13 protein-coding genes are annotated in these 16,257 nt (G+C 42.1%); 2 read left to right on the plus strand and 11 right to left on the minus strand.

Annotated elements, in window-relative coordinates:
• Positions 1 to 43: 43 nt before the first annotated feature.
• The 4 genes from NI389_RS19900 to NI389_RS19915 form a co-directional block, all read right to left on the minus strand.
• A complete protein-coding gene (locus NI389_RS19900) occupies positions 44 to 1,630 on the minus strand; it encodes an SUMF1/EgtB/PvdO family nonheme iron enzyme (protein WP_308363246.1) in 1,587 nt (528 codons plus the stop codon).
• Between the two features lie 354 nt (positions 1,631 to 1,984).
• The gene (locus NI389_RS19905; RefSeq protein ID WP_308363247.1) at positions 1,985 to 2,935 is read right to left on the minus strand and encodes an MBL fold metallo-hydrolase; all 951 of its coding nucleotides are present in this window, start codon (positions 2,933 to 2,935) and stop codon (positions 1,985 to 1,987) included.
• Between the two features lie 271 nt (positions 2,936 to 3,206).
• Positions 3,207 to 3,839: a LysE family translocator gene (locus NI389_RS19910; RefSeq protein WP_308363249.1), complete on the minus strand. Its 633-nt coding sequence runs from the start codon at positions 3,837 to 3,839 to the stop codon at positions 3,207 to 3,209.
• A complete protein-coding gene (locus NI389_RS19915; RefSeq protein ID WP_308363250.1) occupies positions 3,836 to 4,168 on the minus strand; it encodes an antibiotic biosynthesis monooxygenase family protein in 333 nt (110 codons plus the stop codon). The genes NI389_RS19910 and NI389_RS19915 overlap by 4 nt, the downstream gene beginning before the upstream one ends.
• A gap of 138 nt (positions 4,169 to 4,306) precedes the next feature.
• Between NI389_RS19915 and NI389_RS19920 the strand changes: the two genes are divergently transcribed.
• Positions 4,307 to 4,981, plus strand: a complete 675-nt coding sequence (locus tag NI389_RS19920; RefSeq protein ID WP_308363251.1) for an ArsR/SmtB family transcription factor — start codon at positions 4,307 to 4,309, stop codon at positions 4,979 to 4,981.
• Between the two features lie 147 nt (positions 4,982 to 5,128).
• Here the strand turns inward: NI389_RS19920 and rmuC are convergent, their stop codons facing one another.
• The 6 genes from rmuC to NI389_RS19950 form a co-directional block, all read right to left on the minus strand.
• Positions 5,129 to 6,556, minus strand: coding sequence for a DNA recombination protein RmuC (rmuC, locus tag NI389_RS19925; protein WP_308363253.1), 1,428 nt, complete (start codon positions 6,554 to 6,556; stop codon positions 5,129 to 5,131).
• Between the two features lie 83 nt (positions 6,557 to 6,639).
• Positions 6,640 to 7,326: a response regulator gene (locus tag NI389_RS19930; protein WP_308363255.1), complete on the minus strand. Its 687-nt coding sequence runs from the start codon at positions 7,324 to 7,326 to the stop codon at positions 6,640 to 6,642.
• Between the two features lie 14 nt (positions 7,327 to 7,340).
• On the minus strand, positions 7,341 to 7,547 hold the full coding sequence (locus NI389_RS19935) for a hypothetical protein (protein ID WP_208844815.1): 207 nt from the start codon (positions 7,545 to 7,547) through the stop codon (positions 7,341 to 7,343).
• Positions 7,548 to 7,888: 341 nt separating this feature from the next.
• On the minus strand, positions 7,889 to 11,014 hold the full coding sequence (locus tag NI389_RS19940; RefSeq protein WP_308363257.1) for a DEAD/DEAH box helicase: 3,126 nt from the start codon (positions 11,012 to 11,014) through the stop codon (positions 7,889 to 7,891).
• Positions 11,015 to 11,146: 132 nt separating this feature from the next.
• Positions 11,147 to 12,109 (minus strand): transcriptional regulator, encoded by a 963-nt coding sequence (locus NI389_RS19945; protein WP_308363258.1) that lies wholly within the window; start codon positions 12,107 to 12,109, stop codon positions 11,147 to 11,149.
• 12 nt (positions 12,110 to 12,121) lie between these two features.
• A complete protein-coding gene (locus tag NI389_RS19950; protein ID WP_308363259.1) occupies positions 12,122 to 13,360 on the minus strand; it encodes an AAA family ATPase in 1,239 nt (412 codons plus the stop codon).
• 732 nt (positions 13,361 to 14,092) lie between these two features.
• Here NI389_RS19950 and NI389_RS19955 point away from each other — a divergent pair.
• Positions 14,093 to 15,298 (plus strand): replication protein A, encoded by a 1,206-nt coding sequence (locus tag NI389_RS19955; protein WP_308363260.1) that lies wholly within the window; start codon positions 14,093 to 14,095, stop codon positions 15,296 to 15,298.
• A 15-nt stretch (positions 15,299 to 15,313) separates the two neighbouring features.
• On the opposite strand, the gene NI389_RS19960 is transcribed toward NI389_RS19955, so the two are convergent.
• Entirely contained in the window at positions 15,314 to 16,222 is a 909-nt protein-coding gene (locus tag NI389_RS19960; RefSeq protein WP_308363261.1) for a DNA replication terminus site-binding protein, read from the minus strand.
• Positions 16,223 to 16,257 lie beyond the last annotated feature (35 nt).

Genomic DNA, 16,257 nt, shown 5'->3' on the forward strand with positions numbered 1-16,257 from the left:
CAATTGAGCTTCCAATGTGTTGACCTCGATTTGAGTGTAAGCATCAACTTACCCTCAGGAAGATACACTTTCTCACCTGACTGAGTTTGCCATTGATGATACCCCCCGTGTTTTTAATCGCGGCTTGCGCAATCGGCTTGTCATCTAAGAATACTGAGAAGCCCTCAACATCTTGTGGTGCTGCAACACGATAACTCAGTTGATAGTAGCCCGCTTTTTTGACATTCAGTTGGTAGCTAAATTCAGCGGTGGCTTCGATACCATTGCGACCGGATAAATTGAAATCACCTCGTCCATCGGTGCTCATCGCAATGCTGGCCCCGGTTAAAGAGTTCACATGTTCAGCTTCTATCTTTCCTGGAATCGGTGAAAAACCCAGTGGCGATAACACAGGTTCACTGTATGCGCTTTGCAAATGTCCTTTAACGGCCACAACCGTATATTCCACTTGGTGCGTAGGTGTAGGTTCTCTAAACGTGGGCTCATTGATATTGGCCGCGATTAGACGAAACATGCTGTCTCGCACTTTATTTCGGAAAACCCGATACTCCGTCACAAGGGGATCTGGGTGCTTATCCCAAACCAGAGAAACAAGCCCTCCATCTTCTGTGAGCATAAGATTTGCGACGGGTTCCACAAAGTCAAAACGGTCTACTCGATTGATTTTCTCGCGAGCCTGCGCCGCATGAAGTGCAGCTTCAAACAGTTGAGTTTCTTTGCTTTTTTTAGTGCTTTGTCCATCCATCGCGATACGAAACCCATCCACGCCGCCGATGAAATCCTCAGGAATGCTGGAACGAAAACTGTGTGGCCAATTATTCCAATGCCAGCTCCCTCCGCGCGTTGAGCGTTCTTCACAGTTTACGTGTTGACGAGCCGCACCGGTTGCCGATGCGTCGTCATAATTATCAGCGTAACAATCGGCCATAAACTCCAAAACGTTGCTGACAATATCATGCACACCAAATGGATTCGGTTTATACATCCCGACGATACTCGCATACGCCGACCCGTCAGAGCAGCTTGCCATGCCAGTATCCCAGTTTTTATAACTCGTATTCGCATCACGCTGTAAGCGACTTTCACCGTACAAATCTGCGGTATTCGCGTATTCACAGACAGCGCTGCGAGACTCATCATCGCCAAAAAAATAATCCGTTGAGGTGCCCGCCCTTGCAGCGTATTCCCATTCTGCTTCTGTGGGTAGCCGATATGGTTTCCCTGTTTCCTTTGCCAACCAATCAACGTAAGCTTGTGCGGCGCGCCAGCCAATGCACACGACAGGCTGATACTCACTCGTGGTCAGCGCGTTCTGTTGCCAGTTTCCCTTTGTTGCGGGTTTGAACCAACCATCTAATTCATGCCGGCATTGTGTCGGCATTGGGTAGTTCGTCGCTTCTACAAATCGAGCAAACTCTTTCACAGTCACTTCATATTTTCCCAAGCTAAATGAATTCAGTGAAACAGTGTGAACAGGTTGCGCATTTTGCCTTTTTATCGTGCCCATCTCATACGTCCCCGCGGGGATAGTCACTAAGATAGGCTCTATTGGACGAATTGAATCACCTGCGTAGAGTGCTGAACTCATTAGCCATGCACCTGTTGCCAGTGCGAATTGTGAGAATGTCATCTCGCGTTCCTTAACGTTGTTTTAATAGTCGAGGCGAGTGTGAAGAATGCGCAACATGGAGTCTTAGGAAAGCGCTATTTTTTCCAAAAAATAGAAAAATGATAGAAAATACGAGGATTGGGTAAATTTACCTTATAGCTCAACTATATGATTAGTATGGATAAAACAGATTAAATCCACTCATCCATCAAACATACCTCATTGAAGAGAGGGAAAGAGAATCAGCGCAGCATTAGTGAGAGAGTTAAGTCATAACAGACCGATCAATTTAACGAAGTGGATTGGTATTAAGCTTGAATAGCGATAAGTCGATTCGCTTACATTTGGCGCATCGACTTACCTAACTGGATTGGATTAAACGCCTTGTTGTTTTTCAACCATCATTTCAACAAGGTATTGAATGCTTGAATCAAAGTCCTGATACTCCGCACGATATTGAGGCCCGAGACTGGATTGCAGACGTTTAACAATACTCTCTACTCTTTCAGCCTGCGAAAGACCGGTTTTTACCCCTTTCCAAACCGAAGTCAAAAAGGCTATATCACGGGAAATTGCGCTTTTGGGTGCTGGCTCACCATGCCCTGTTAATATTGATTTAGGCGCTAACTGCTCGAGTTTTTTCAATGTTGCGATGAGATTTGTCACGTTTCCTCGAGGGGTCATAATGGGCAAATAGTGTGTGCTCAGCAAATCGCCACCCAACACAATACGTTGGTTTGGAAGCCATAAATATATATCGCCCGGTGAATGCCCATTCTGTGCAAGATGGAATTCGACTTCTTCATGACCAAACTGCCGTTTAAGCGATTTATCAATCATGGTCGTTGGGTAAATTAACGGACTTTCTCCCGTTATACCTTGCGTCATTTTCTGAAATGCTTTTACATCAGCAGGCCCATCTTCAGCCATGGTCTGTAACGTAAGCGAAGATGAAATGAACTCGACTTCAGACGACTTAAAAGCGCCATTGCCAAGCCAATGATCTGCATGACTATGCGAATTCACCACCCATCGAATCGGTTGTTCCGTCACGTCTTGAATGGCGTTTTTGATAGCCTGACCAATTGATTCTGACGACCCCGTGTCAACCACCAGTACGCCATCACCCGTAATGATAAAATGGCTATTTGAATTCCAACCTTGGTTTTCAGCAGTGGGACGACCATAAGAAGGCGCAACGATACTGTACACGTTGTCACTCACTTTTATCGCAGTGAGCTTAAGCGATACGGGAGAGGTGCTTGCCGAGACGCATGCATTGCTCAAAAATAGAAAAAAACTCATACACTGAAACAGTTTTACCATACGCGAGTCCTACCTTTTTATTGTCGTAATTAGTCGGAAGTATCAAAAGCTTTCAGTCCCTGTAAAACTACCATTTAGCTTAAAATAAACTCAAGTCAGCAGTGCAGAGAAAGTGTAAGCAAGGATGTATCGATACATGTTAACGCCAAGGCTGCAAGACTCGCGCTGTGCTCATAGCCACTGAATAAAAAGTTACAGCAGCATTGTTCGAGACCTTGAACTATGCTGCTACTTCTTAAGCCTACGTATTTAAACGCGAGATCTCATTCACTTAAGTAATGTAAACAGATCCCAACATCGCCATACCAAATAATAGAAATGTGAAACCGCTCATTTTATTGAATCGCCGACGTTTTTCTTCATTCTCTACGAGTTGCTTAAGCTGACTGGCAAGTGCAGCATAACCAAAATAGATCGTAAAATGGATAAGTGAACTGACAATACATAGCGTAACCACTTGCGGTACTAACGCGAACGTTGGGCTAATAAATTGAGGCAAAAGCGCCGATACAAAAATTAATGCTTTTGGATTTAATAATGTAACCCAAAATGCCTGTTTGAAAATCAGCCATGGTTGATGATGAAATGAGGATTGCATGCTATCAGTATTAGACTGAGATACGGGTGTGCGGAATAACTTAATGCCTAAATAACAGAGATAACTAGCGCCAATCACCTTAATAAGTACGAGAAGTTCACTCCATGCCAACATAACGGTGCCTAAACCGGTCGCACTAATGATCAACAAAAGTTGAAATGCAGCAACGTTACCAAGCACGCCTAATCCCGCAGCTTTCCTGCCATGGTTCATTCCATTATTTACCGCAAGTAACACGGACGGCCCGGGTGATAGAAAAAGAACGGTAATAACCACCGCGTAAGTTACGTATTGTTCGATATTCATTTAACCTCCTTTTTATTAGTGACGTTGCGCTCGTTGCCATAATCACGAATAACATTGCTCACACGTATCCTGTAATTGCTGAAAAGCTCAATTTTCCCTTTTTCTTGAGCGACTTGATGTTCAACATGCGCTTTCCACTGCGAAATTGCGGCTTCGTTTTGCCAAAAGGACAAAGATAAGAATGAATCAGGGTCAGCGAGGTTTTGAAAACGCTCGACAGAAATAAACCCTTCAATCTGACTAAGTTTGCCTTTTAGCGCCTGTGCCATGTCGAAATAGCGTGCTTTACCTTCCGCTTTAAGTGTCACTTCAAAAATTACAGCAATCATCTGTTTGCTCCTGTCGGATCTCGTTGGTATTCAATAAAACAGGTCATGTTCAAACCGGTTGTCTCCATTTCAGTTTTTTGGCAGTCTACTTGCCAATAAAACGTGATGCTTCGATGTCCACCGAACTGTGAGGGGAAAATGGAACCTAATATTGCTTACATCGGAAATTTGCTTGGCGATACGGCCCGTTCCAAAATGCTAACGGCTCTAATGAGTGGCAAGGCATTAACCGCAACAGAGTTATCGCTTGAAGCAGACATAACGCCTCAAACCGCGAGCAGTCATCTGCTGAAATTGGTTGAAGGAGAACTGTTAATTGTTCGAAAGCAGGGTCGCCACAAGTATTTTCAGCTCAAAAGTACCGAAGTCGCCGAACTGATCGAGCGCATGCTTAACATTAGTGCCTTAGTATCACATCCTCGAATTGCGACGGGGCCTAAAAACGAAAGGTTGAGAAAAGCCCGAATTTGCTATGATCATCTAGCGGGGGAGTTAGGCGTCAAATTGTTCGACGCATTAGTGAAAAAAGGCTGGCTCATCGAAACCCATACCAAGCTTACCTTGACGGCAACAGGGCTCGAATTTTTTAGCAAAATAGGCGTTGACTTTAAGTCCCTTAACCTTAGCCGTAGGCCAATTTGTAAGGCATGTTTAGATTGGAGTGAAAGAAGAAGTCATTTGGCTGGCAGCCTCGGTGAATGGGTGTTAAATGATGCACTGAATCGTCAGTGGGCAACTCAAGCCTTGGACTCCAGAGTCATTCAGTTCACCTCAGAAGGCCTCCGCGCCTTTACCAAAAGATATGGAGTTTGAATGTACTCACTAAAGGGGGGTGAGTATTACCGCACAACACCTGATGAGCATGACCTATCATCATCGTATCTCGGTCGATTCAACGAACCCGTAAATGAGCTTTGAACTGTGTTGCTTAAGGCCCACACTCAGGGCCTTTATATCAAACTACGGTTCAAGCTCGAGTTTCGCTTTTTCCAAGCTCTCAGGGGGTAGCTCTTTGGTAACTGAAACACCCAACTCTTTAAATTCTGAAGCTTGTTTAATGAGATTACCTTTGCCCATATAAAGTTGAGAAAATGCGCGTTCATAACTTTCTTTTGCTTTATCCAATTGCTTACCGACCCCTTCCATGCTGCTCAAGAAACTATTTAATTTAGTGTAAAAACGTTCTGCACGCTGAGCGAGTTCACGAGCATAGTGACTTTGCGCTTCAAATCGCCAAAGCTGCTTTACAATGTTCAAACTGGTGAGCAGGGTAGTGGGGGTTGCCACCAAAATATTGCGCTCTAATGCTTGCTGATAAAGTGTCGGCTCGCATTTCAACGCTTCAACAAATGCCGACTCTATAGGCATAAATAAAATAACCACTTCTGGCGAATTTAACCCAGGCAAACTTTGGTACATTTTATCCGCCAACTCGTTGATCCGAGCGGCAACCGCATTTACGTGTTCCTGCAATGCTTGCTTGGCTTCTACCTCTGTTTCAGCATTCACGTAACGTGTGTAAGCATTGAATGACGTTTTCGCATCAATAACTAAATGGCGCTCTTGCGGTAAGTGAACAATCACATCGGGACGATATTTTCCGTCAATGGTATTGAAATGAACTTCACGTTCATAATCTTTACCCAGTCGTAATCCAGCACTGTCTAACACGTTTTCCAACATCAATTCCCCCCAATTTCCCTGGGTTTTCTTTTGACCTTGTAGTGCGGTTGTGAGTCGGTGCGCTTGCTCTGTAATGGCTTGGCTGTTTGCCTGCAAATGCAACAGCTCCTGTTTAAGCGCTGCGCGCTGCTTGAGATCTTCGCTATGGATAGCCTCCATTTTGTCACGAAATCCTTTCAGCTCGCCTTGTACAGGCTTTAACAACTGCTCAATACTTTGCTGGCTCATGTTTGTAAACTTTGCGGATTTCTCTTCAAAGATTTGATTCGCGAGCAAACTGAACTCTTTTTTCAAATGTTCTTTAGCCGCTTCAAGTTGCGCCAGTTGTTCTTTGAAGGATTGTTCTTTCATTTCGAGCGTATTGCGTATGCCATGCAATTCAATTTCTAGTTCTTGGGCAAGCGCTTGAGTCTCTTTGGTTTCTGTTTGTGATTGACGCCAATAAGCGTTCAACTGTTGGTTCTGCTGTTCGAGTTGCTCGGCTTTGGTTTTGAAATGTTGGACAAGTTCTCTGCTTTGCCCCAGTTGCTCTGAAAGATCGTTGTTTAATCCGTCAGATTCGGCAAGTTGATCTTTACTTACTTGTAGCGCTTTACTGAGCGACAGTGCATTTGAACGAGCAGAAAAGTACAAAGGCAAAGTTGCGAGTAAACCGACACCGGAACCCAGAAGAATGGATAGCCAATTCAGAGTGATAAAGTCCATGGAATGCAGCCAATGTATTGTTCTTTTTTAAGAATAATACATCAGCTCAGAGAAATGACCTAGAGATTGCCTGACCCTTTAAATTAATCAGTCAGTTGCTGAGCGTTGTAACGGTAACCCGCCCCGTAGACCGACTCAACTAGTTTTGGACAGCAATCGAGTTGCTTGATTTTTTTGCGGATATTTTTGATATGGCTATCAATAACACGATCAGAAATATCAAAGTTATCCGGCTGAATGTAATCCAAAATTTGCTGGCGAGAAAACACTCTGTTCGGTGCTTTGTAGAGCAACGCAAAAACTTCAAATTCAACTTTCGTCAAGCCAAGTGATTTACCAAATAAATTCACGATTAACGCATGTTCGTCAACTTCAATTTGGTTTACGGGCGTCGATTCAGCAGCAACTGGCGTACAACGACGTAAAATCGCTTTAACTCGCATAACCAGTTCAGCGGCACTAAATGGTTTACAGACATAATCGTCTGCCCCCACTTCCAATCCTTTTAGTCGATCTGCTTCTTCTGCTTTAGCAGTTAACATCACGACAGGCACATGCGAGAATGTGCGGATTTCGCGTAAACAATCTACCCCATTTTTATTGGGTAACATGATGTCGAGGAGCACAACATCTGGTGAGTGAGTCCTTACACTGTCAATCACCAACGCACCATCAGCTACATGGGTAGTTTTAAATCCGCTTGCTTCAAAAAATAACTTAACTTGCGCAGCGATATCAAAATCGTCTTCCACAATTAAGACGTGACTCATGATGTTTCTAAACCTTAATTACAACCTTTCAGTTGTTTTAATTGACGCTCAACTTGACGCTTCAATTGAGACGATAACGTATCATCGAATAATAACATACCTAAGATACTTTTGAGATCGTCACTATTTGCCACTTCTTCAACTAAGAGTTTATCTAAGTACGATTCAGTTTCAATGAACGTCAGTTCCGTAGTTTTCCTTTGTGCTTCGATTTGTAACATGATGGCGCTCCTCCATTTCAATGATGTCATTTAAATACATAAATATGGATCAAATATGGAAAGGATTTATTTGTTGAAAAAACACTCACAAAAAGCCAAATAAAAAGCCGACACATCGGTCGGCTTCATTACAAATACGTAATCAAAAGGGGGAAATCAACATATGCTTACTGACAATTGCTCAACAAGCATAATTATAGACTTCTGTTTTATTCCAAAAGTTCAAATTATTTTTCGAAATTTGTAACCTGTTTGGATTATGTTTATAAATCAATAAGTTTAATACTCGGTTCAACCAAATCTCGCCATTTAAAGACACAACACGCCTACAAGAATGGGTTTTACTTTAATAACTCGAGCATTTGTTTTTCGTCGAATTTACTCAAGCTTACGCTCTTATCCTCGAACAAGGCGTCAACCAATGCCTGCTTATCCTTTTGCATTTGATACACTTTTTGTTCTATGGAGTTGTTCATAATAAGCTTGTAGACAAACACAGGTTTGTCTTGCCCTATTCGATAGGCCCGGTCTGTAGCTTGAGCTTCGACGGCTGGATTCCACCAAGGGTCAAAATGAATAACGGTATCAGCTTGCGTTAAATTCAACCCTGTGCCGCCAGCTTTTAAGCTGATCAAGAACACATCGCTGTGACCTTGAGTAAATTCACTGATCACCTTATCTCGATGACGCGTCTGGCCCGTTAGCATAGCAAAGCGGATACCTTGTTTCGTACATTGCGCAGCAATTAAATCCAAAACACTCGTAAACTGGCTAAAAATAATAACTTTACGACCTTCAGCCAACATAATAGGTAAATGATGACCTAACCACTCAAATTTTGCACTCAAAGCGGTTGAATTCGCATCGACTAAGCTTGGATGACAACAGATTTGGCGAAGTTTCAGCAACGCATCTAAGAATGCCAATTTACTGCGCTCAACCCCTTGCTCTCGGAAGAGATCCAATAATTTGAGCTCAAGATTCGAGAGCACCGCTTGGTAAAGCGCCGATTGTGCCGTCGAAAACTCCAATTCTTTGACCAGCTCAGTTTTGCTAGGTAATTCTTTTACCACATCCGCTTTCGTACGACGGAGTATAAACGGCGCCAACAGTTGTTTCAGCTCAGATGCTCGCTCTCTGTCGTTGTCACGTTCGATGGGTAGCTGGAAATACTGCTTAAATTGTTGTTTGGTACCGAGAACATCGGGCATTACAAAATCAAGCAGCGATTTAAGTTCAAGTAAGTTGTTTTCAACTGGCGTGCCGCTCAAACACAGTTTAAAGCCGGCAGACAACTGTTTGACGCATTTCGAAATTTGCGCCGACTCATTTTTAATGTATTGCGCTTCATCCAGAACAATAGAATCGAAATCGAGCGCTTTGTAGTGGACCAAATCACGCTTTAGTAGCGGATACGTTGTTAAAATAAAACGCGCCTTTGCCAGTTCAGGGAAATATTTTTCACGCTGAGAACCGTGTATAGTCAACAGCGGTAGATGAGGAGCAAAACGCGCAAATTCACTCTGCCAGTTACCAACTAAGCTAGTTGGACACACGATCAAACTCGGTTTCGTCGTCAGAATATTGTGCTGCGAAATAAAGTAAGCGATAACTTGCAGTGTTTTACCAAGACCCATGTCATCAGCAAGAATACCACCTAACTTATGACGGTTGAGGAAACTTAACCAATGCAAGCCTTGCTGCTGATAATCACGTAATTTAAAGGTTTGTTCGCCAAGATTCTGTACAACTTGTTCTGCACTTTGAGGTGTGTTCAATTCCTCTAAGTAACGTTGCAACGCTTTATCTTTGCAATCTGGATTCACCGCTGAATAATTCATCAGCGAACGAGCAAAAGATAACGGGAACTTGAACTGAGAACTTGAAGCGTAATAGCTAAATCTGGCTTGTAGCTCTAACAATGCACTGTACGCTTCCATTGCGATGGCGTAATTCTTGTCTCCAAGTGACACGTAGTGGAATTTATTTGCGAACTGATTCGCTTCCAACTCAGCACTCTTGTCCCAATGCAAAGAAATAAGCTGGCCATCAAACCTCACCTTACCAAGAATATGGTGATGACTATCTCGCTTTAGCTCAAGCGTTACTTTCGGCGTGTTGACTTTGTATTCTGGTCCAGAGCCTAGAATACTCCACCCAAGTTGAATGAGTTGAGGCTTCACTTCATACTCAAACCAATGGCTTGCGGTATACCCGGTCAACGGTAACGTAAACAACCACTTTTCGGGGTCGCTCAACACTAAACCAAAACTCTTAAGCTGCGCGGCAGACTTGCTGAGTTTCGCCTGCAAATCGTCTTTCAAAACCTGCTTTGCCTTTGCAACAGACAGCGTCATCACAAGCTGTTCATCATCGCTTACGTCAAGCATCAACGTTGGCGCGAGTGGATCGGTGGTTTTTACAATTGAAGAAGACTTTTTCAAATGTTTAGGGGCAGGTACGATTTGCGGTCCTAAGATACTTTGAAAACGCGAGACAACTTGCTCTAAGCGGGCGTCAGGTATCGCCGGCATATTCATCATGTGGGCAAGCTGTTTTCCAGACAGTGCTGTTTGTACATAGCCAATTTGGGACAATTGGGTGTCCAAATACATAGGCGGTTCAGTTTGCACCAACTGCCACGATTGTTCGGAGCCTAAGGTGAACGTTAATTGCCAATCTGATTTCGAGGCTTGCCAGTTTAAATCGAGCTTTTTCGCCTGACTCACCGTGACGGGATTTCGCGAACTTGAAAAGAAAAGTCGTTTTGTTCTCGCCATTTGCATGAGGGCATGCACACCCCATTCACCACTGATTATAAGATTACCAGGTGTGTTTTGTGACCGTACCCAACTGAGTAAACGGAAATCAGATTCAAGCAATCCTTTGGGTACGACTTGACTATTGAGCTGTTGCTCAGTCAGAGCTCGACCTAACGGATAATGTCCATCCGGACGATAAGGACTCATTTTGGGTTGTAAAACAAGCTCTTTGCCCTTTGCTTCGAGAATAAAGAGCAGGACTTGTTCTTCGATGATCGTGTTATTTAGGCTAATGGTTTCTAGTTCATTCAACCAATCGTTGACAAGAAACTCTTCGCCAAAACCACCCGAATTGTCAATTTTCAGCTTTAGCAACACTGCCGCGATGTGGCGACATTTTGAATTTCGAGAGCAAGTACACTGCGCTTCCACGGAAGGTTCACCTTTCACCATTCGAATACGAATGTGCTGAGTGAATGTGTTGCCATGGTTCCCTAATATTTGGGCGTCAATTGTTGAAAACGAACTTGAATGTTCTAAAAAGCTAATCTGACCGTCATTCAGATATTCTTTAGCTTTTGTCAGCAGTGCAGCGTTAAAAAACTGCTTTAAAAACCGCTCTGAAAGCGGAAACTGCTGTGCCTGTTCTTCCTTAATTTCAGCAAATAACGCGAATAATTGCTCTTTAGACAGCTGAGATGACATTGACCCGAGGTAACGAATGAAATATCCAGCCAGTATATGACTTTGTTGAGTTGAGCTAAAGGGAAATTATCGCATTTTCTGGGCTTTTCATACTGGTTGGACATGAAAAGGGCTCATTGCGAGCCCCTTAAATTAATTATAACCAGCTAACAAACGTTGCAATTGTTCCAACCGTTTGTCGGTCATTACCCGATTATCTATCTTGATTGTAACGTCGCCACTTTTTAAGTTGCGCTGTAATTTAACGAAATCACTACTCACCAACATCTCTGTTCGTACTGCTTTGTCATCAAACGTCGTCAGATACTTGGTAATGAGCACGGCTTTCTTGTCATCAGACAACTCTTCGCTAAAGAAAGATTGGCTTTTTACTTCATTAACGAGCAACTCAAACATTTCTTTGTCTTCTAGAATCGCCGCTATGAGCTTTTTAGCAGCCTCCCGACCTAAGTGGTTTGCAGTTGGATACAGTTCCAAAACCTGTTGTGGAATGGCTTCATACGCTTTAATTGAATCGGCGATAGCAGTATGAGATACACCTTCAATCGCCGCTATTTCGCGGTATGACCCCTTTTTGCCTTGTTCGATTAGTGCATCTCGCGTAGCGCAATAAGCTTGGCCCAATTCCCACAAACTAGGTGCAATGTATTGATCTGATGAGACCGCCAACGCTTCTGCATCAGCTTCTGTAAAATCCGTCGACTGTAATACAACATAATCAGCACCAGCCATGAGACACGCTTTTCTTCGACGAGTTCCAGCAAGCACAAGACACTGATCTTCTTTAATCCAACAAAGAGCAGGGTGTAGGTTACGCCCATCCGCTTTAATTGCAGGAAGAATATCTGAGACCGCTTTTTCATTCAAAAGCGCTTGAACACGTCTATTTTTGCCATAGACCGTCGTCGTTGCTTCGATTAGATCATGAGGAATAACAACACACTTTAGACGAATGACTCGACTTGAGTCACTCGGCGAGGGCATTGTGATCACATCACCAACATTCACTTTTTCTAATAACGCGTCTAACGAACCCGCTTCAACAGGAGACGCAAAAGGATCGATACTAGTGTCATTTTTTCTTTTTTTAACCACGTGCTACTTCCTTTACGCCGTTTCATCTAATTGAGATTGCGTTGATCCCCAGTTTGCACGGATCAACATCTCTAATTCATCGACGACGTCTTTAATGTTTTCTTGTGATTTTATCAATGATTCGCGGCTCGCTAAACTGTCAGACGTTTTTTGGTCAAAAATAGTGTTAAACGACGACGAGCTTGCTGTAATTGCAGCACTATGATTAATAGGATAACTCATGACTTGACGACCGAAAGCGCTTCTCACGTCCTTTACGATGTCGCGTTGGGAATGGTTTCCTTTGACATAATTTGTGACCACGAATTGCATAAAATCCCAACCCTGATGACCGAGCGCAGCAACGGTATGGTAGATCTCGCCTAATCGTTTCAAATACTTATTGTTTGCGTCAAAATCAACGGCCTCGGGATGCACAGGAATAAGCATCGCTGTTGAAGCCATTAACGCATTGTAAAACATGAAGTTTAATGACGGCGCCGTGTCAATTAAGATCAGATCAAATTCATGTTCGATAGGTTCAATAACTTTCTCTAGTAACTTGTGATAGTGACGAGTTTGGGCATAACCTGAGCTTTCCTTTAACAAGGTTGCGGTTTCATGCTCAAAGTAAAAGTCATCCATACCCGAAGGTAGTACGCGAATGTTTGGAATATGCGTAGGCCTAAACGATTGACTCACCACTGATTCCCATGTTTCACCATCATCAAGTTCTATACAATCGCGCATAAGATCGCCAACGGTGATAGGATCGGGCTCACTGCTTGGGAAAAAACTAGACGAAGAACCTTGAGGATCGAGGTCAATTATACCAATGCGATAACGTTTGATGTTTGTAGTGGCCAGCGCTGCGGCGATATTGACTAGGCTGGTTGTCTTACCACAGCCACCTTTCAACGAGTTGATCACTATGACTTGCAATTTGTCGGAAGGTTGTCTGTGATCTGGCTTAATACCTAAGACTTCGGCCATTTCGAAAATATTGCTTAACGTATAAGCATAATGACCATTAGCACCTTTCTTTATGTCTATTGCGTCAAAATCACCTTGATCGTGTCTACGTTTTAACGTGCGGTTGTTACAACCCAGTAAATCTGCAGCAGCTTTCTGTGTGTATGTTCTCAGCTCTTTATCTTCTGTTTTTAAGTGAGCTCGATAATGTTGAATTCTTCCTTCAAGTGACTTTTCGGCGACTTCTGCCGTGGCTTTTAACAGGCGATACGTTGCCAGCGCTTTATTATTGATAGACATACACAATATCCTCGATGTAGTGTCTATTATTATATTGTCCATCTCTTTTGTTGTAAAACTATAAATTAATGGACATTACAAAAAGTTTTGATTGTTTACTTACTTTAAGAATAATAAGTAAGTCTAAGAATGGTTAATATATAAGGTAATAAAGGCTAAGAAGCTAAAAACATCATTTATCTTATTGTTTTTATTGAATTTAGTATATAATTATTGGATCGTAAAATTACCAAGTAAAGATCAGATCTTTACATACAAACAGATCGGAATATTACTAAGCCCTATTTATGCGAGACTAGATGTGCACAATTTACACACAGAATTACTCACAAAATAGGTCGTTGAGATCTAAATTTTACCAACTAAAACAGAAGTTTAATCCACAGAATCATTGAAATGGGTGACACAGAGTAGATATAGATCGGATCTGCACTAAGTATAGATCCGATCCGTACCAGCTCAACAAGAAGTTATCCACAGGAGGGCTTGTAAACCCCGTCTTTTGGAGGATTCAAGACGGCTTTATACTTAAATACACACCTTTAGTTAGTAAAAATTAGATCTTAATTGCATTACTTAGTAAAATAATGATCTCGAAAACAGCTACACTTAGTAAAAATGTGATCTAAAAAATATGTTTAGGCCAGATCCGTTTTTTACTAACTTAAGACATTAACTTTTGTCGCTGATTGTGGTGTTATTAGCTGTCAAATATTTTAAGGAAGTGGAACAATGAGCCGTAAGGTTAACATCTCGGTTGAAAATTTGCCTGATACACTTCGCGGGCAGATCCACGGGGTGGAAAGCGCTATCGATAATGAAAGTCTGGCGTTGTTCACTGATAACAAAGATGTCAGAGTGACATTAGAAAATTCGAAACAAAGTCTAAGAGCCTACTCGAATACCTTCAACCATTATGATCTTTGGGGTAGATTTGTCCGCTCAGGTCACAAAAAGTTGCCGCTTGAAGAAGCACCAAAGAAAACCATCGTCACAAGACGTATTTCAGAAAAGGTGGATGGAGTGCTTTATGAAGGTGAAATTAAGATTACGCCTGCAGTGGTGAGTAGTAAGAAAGAAGGTGACGAAGTCGAATATTTGGTTTGGCCATCTGATAGAGAAGAAAAAGTAGAACGAGCACTCATACGTCTGGCTTCGAAAGGCAAAATTGTTAAAATTAATTTTAAGTCCGGTATTCAATATGCCGTGATATTTTCGATGAATGAATTGGCGCAGGAGCTTAAAGCGGTCGGTCAGTCAATGCCTTATCCGCAGATCAAAGAATCGTTGGAAGCTCTACAAGGTTCAAAGTTATCGTTTAAATATACAGCGGTTGATACTCGCAATCCGGAAATTGACGATTCATTCTATGAGTCAAATATGAACTTTTTATCTTCACTGCATTTCAGTGGGAAAAAAGGGCAGGGCGGAAATATCAAATGTGTTGCGTGTTTGAATGCTTTCGTCCACAACATGATTGATAATCTCGAGTACAAAGGTTACTACTTTAACAGTGCACAAGAATTAAAACGTGGTCTTTCTCGTTGGATGATGCTTCGCTTGTATCATCTATGGCGTTATGCTGCACCAGGTAAAACATACCATTTCCGACTTATTTCGATTATGGAAAAATATGGCACTATTGGTGATGACGATGAAATTACGGAAAACAAACTCAAAGCACTTCGTCGAGATATGACCACAACGATGAAAGATCTTATGGAAAAAGGTGCGATTTCATCATACGAGATCTCGAATATTAAAGACGATGATAGTGGAAAAATCATCGATTACGTCTATGAAATGCATCCTTCTGCGCAATTCTGCGAGGAGATTTTAACGCTTAACAAACATCATAAACGAATTGAAATACAAGGTGGAAAACGCAGCGTTGAAGTCATTGATGAAGACACGTTAGAAGAAATAGTAAAGGATTGATTCGCTTTTAAAGCTTCATTGCACTAAGGCCACAAATGTGGCCTTTTTAACATAATTAATCAGCTTTTTTTCCAAGTAAATTCTATCTACAAGAAAATCATATTCCTTCTTTCTAGGGTTTGGCTTTGAGGCAACAAAGTCGTTTAAATCCCCAAGTTTGATTTCTTTGCTCGGATTCAAAACAAAAAATGGTAGTGCTCCACTTACGTGGTATCGATGCGTGTTGGTAAAACGAACGTTCACTTCGGGGGTCACGCGTGTTGGACGTCGTATTCTTAATTTATCTGTAGATTTCAATGAAACAACTCTAGTTTTTTCGGATTCTACTAATCTTTGCCACGAGGCTTGGTCTATCATTCTTGGATTTGAATAATTCGAAGAACGTTCTAAAAGTGCTAACGCCTGTTCTTTGGTGAGTGTTTTAGTTGCATGCTTTTGCATCCACGTAAAACGAACTGACTTTGGATCGTCAGATTCGAAATGTATTTGCCGATAAGCGGCGAGGGTGATTAACCCAGGAATAGCGGAATGCACAAGTTCGAATCTTGCGTCATTATTACTGATGGAAAGCACAATTTTTTTGAAATCCAGTTTGGCTTGATTAATTTGTCTAAGTCTGTTTTCAATCATCTTCTCAGGGTCGTTAATGCAAATCAATCCGGGGTGGCGTTTAATCACCTTACCACTTTGGTTTTCCTTTAAGAATAAATCTTGAAAAGCACTAGCGCACTTTGTTAGTGCTTGCTCACCAACATACGTAGAAACATCGATTCGGTCAGATAGCTCTTCTTCCATTCCTTTTTCGGTAGTCGGCAATTCGAAATATTTACAGCTCAGTAATTCTACGGAGTCCATTTCTTCGCATAGTAAAGTTAAACATTCATTCAAATAATTAAAGGCCGAGGAAATCTTAAACTTATCCATAAGAACACATCATACTAATAATCAATTCTAGAATT

It is taken from the genome of Pseudoalteromonas xiamenensis (assembly GCF_030994125.1).
Taxonomy (GTDB): Bacteria; Pseudomonadota; Gammaproteobacteria; order Enterobacterales; family Alteromonadaceae; genus Pseudoalteromonas; species Pseudoalteromonas xiamenensis_B.

Excerpts from the sequence above, each read along its gene's own strand:
- NI389_RS19900 (WP_308363246.1), bottom strand. The coding sequence starts at position 1,630 with ATGACATTCTCACAATTCGCACTGGCAACAGGTGCATGGCTAATGAGT.
- NI389_RS19905 (WP_308363247.1), bottom strand. The coding sequence starts at position 2,935 with ATGGTAAAACTGTTTCAGTGTATGAGTTTTTTTCTATTTTTGAGCAAT.
- NI389_RS19910 (WP_308363249.1), bottom strand. The coding sequence starts at position 3,839 with ATGAATATCGAACAATACGTAACTTACGCGGTGGTTATTACCGTTCTT.
- NI389_RS19915 (WP_308363250.1), bottom strand. The coding sequence starts at position 4,168 with ATGATTGCTGTAATTTTTGAAGTGACACTTAAAGCGGAAGGTAAAGCA.
- NI389_RS19920 (WP_308363251.1), top strand. The coding sequence starts at position 4,307 with ATGGAACCTAATATTGCTTACATCGGAAATTTGCTTGGCGATACGGCC.
- rmuC (WP_308363253.1), bottom strand. The coding sequence starts at position 6,556 with ATGGACTTTATCACTCTGAATTGGCTATCCATTCTTCTGGGTTCCGGT.
- NI389_RS19930 (WP_308363255.1), bottom strand. The coding sequence starts at position 7,326 with ATGAGTCACGTCTTAATTGTGGAAGACGATTTTGATATCGCTGCGCAA.
- NI389_RS19935 (WP_208844815.1), bottom strand. The coding sequence starts at position 7,547 with ATGTTACAAATCGAAGCACAAAGGAAAACTACGGAACTGACGTTCATT.
- NI389_RS19940 (WP_308363257.1), bottom strand. The coding sequence starts at position 11,014 with ATGTCATCTCAGCTGTCTAAAGAGCAATTATTCGCGTTATTTGCTGAA.
- NI389_RS19950 (WP_308363259.1), bottom strand. The coding sequence starts at position 13,360 with ATGTCTATCAATAATAAAGCGCTGGCAACGTATCGCCTGTTAAAAGCC.
- NI389_RS19955 (WP_308363260.1), top strand. The coding sequence starts at position 14,093 with ATGAGCCGTAAGGTTAACATCTCGGTTGAAAATTTGCCTGATACACTT.
- NI389_RS19960 (WP_308363261.1), bottom strand. The coding sequence starts at position 16,222 with ATGGATAAGTTTAAGATTTCCTCGGCCTTTAATTATTTGAATGAATGT.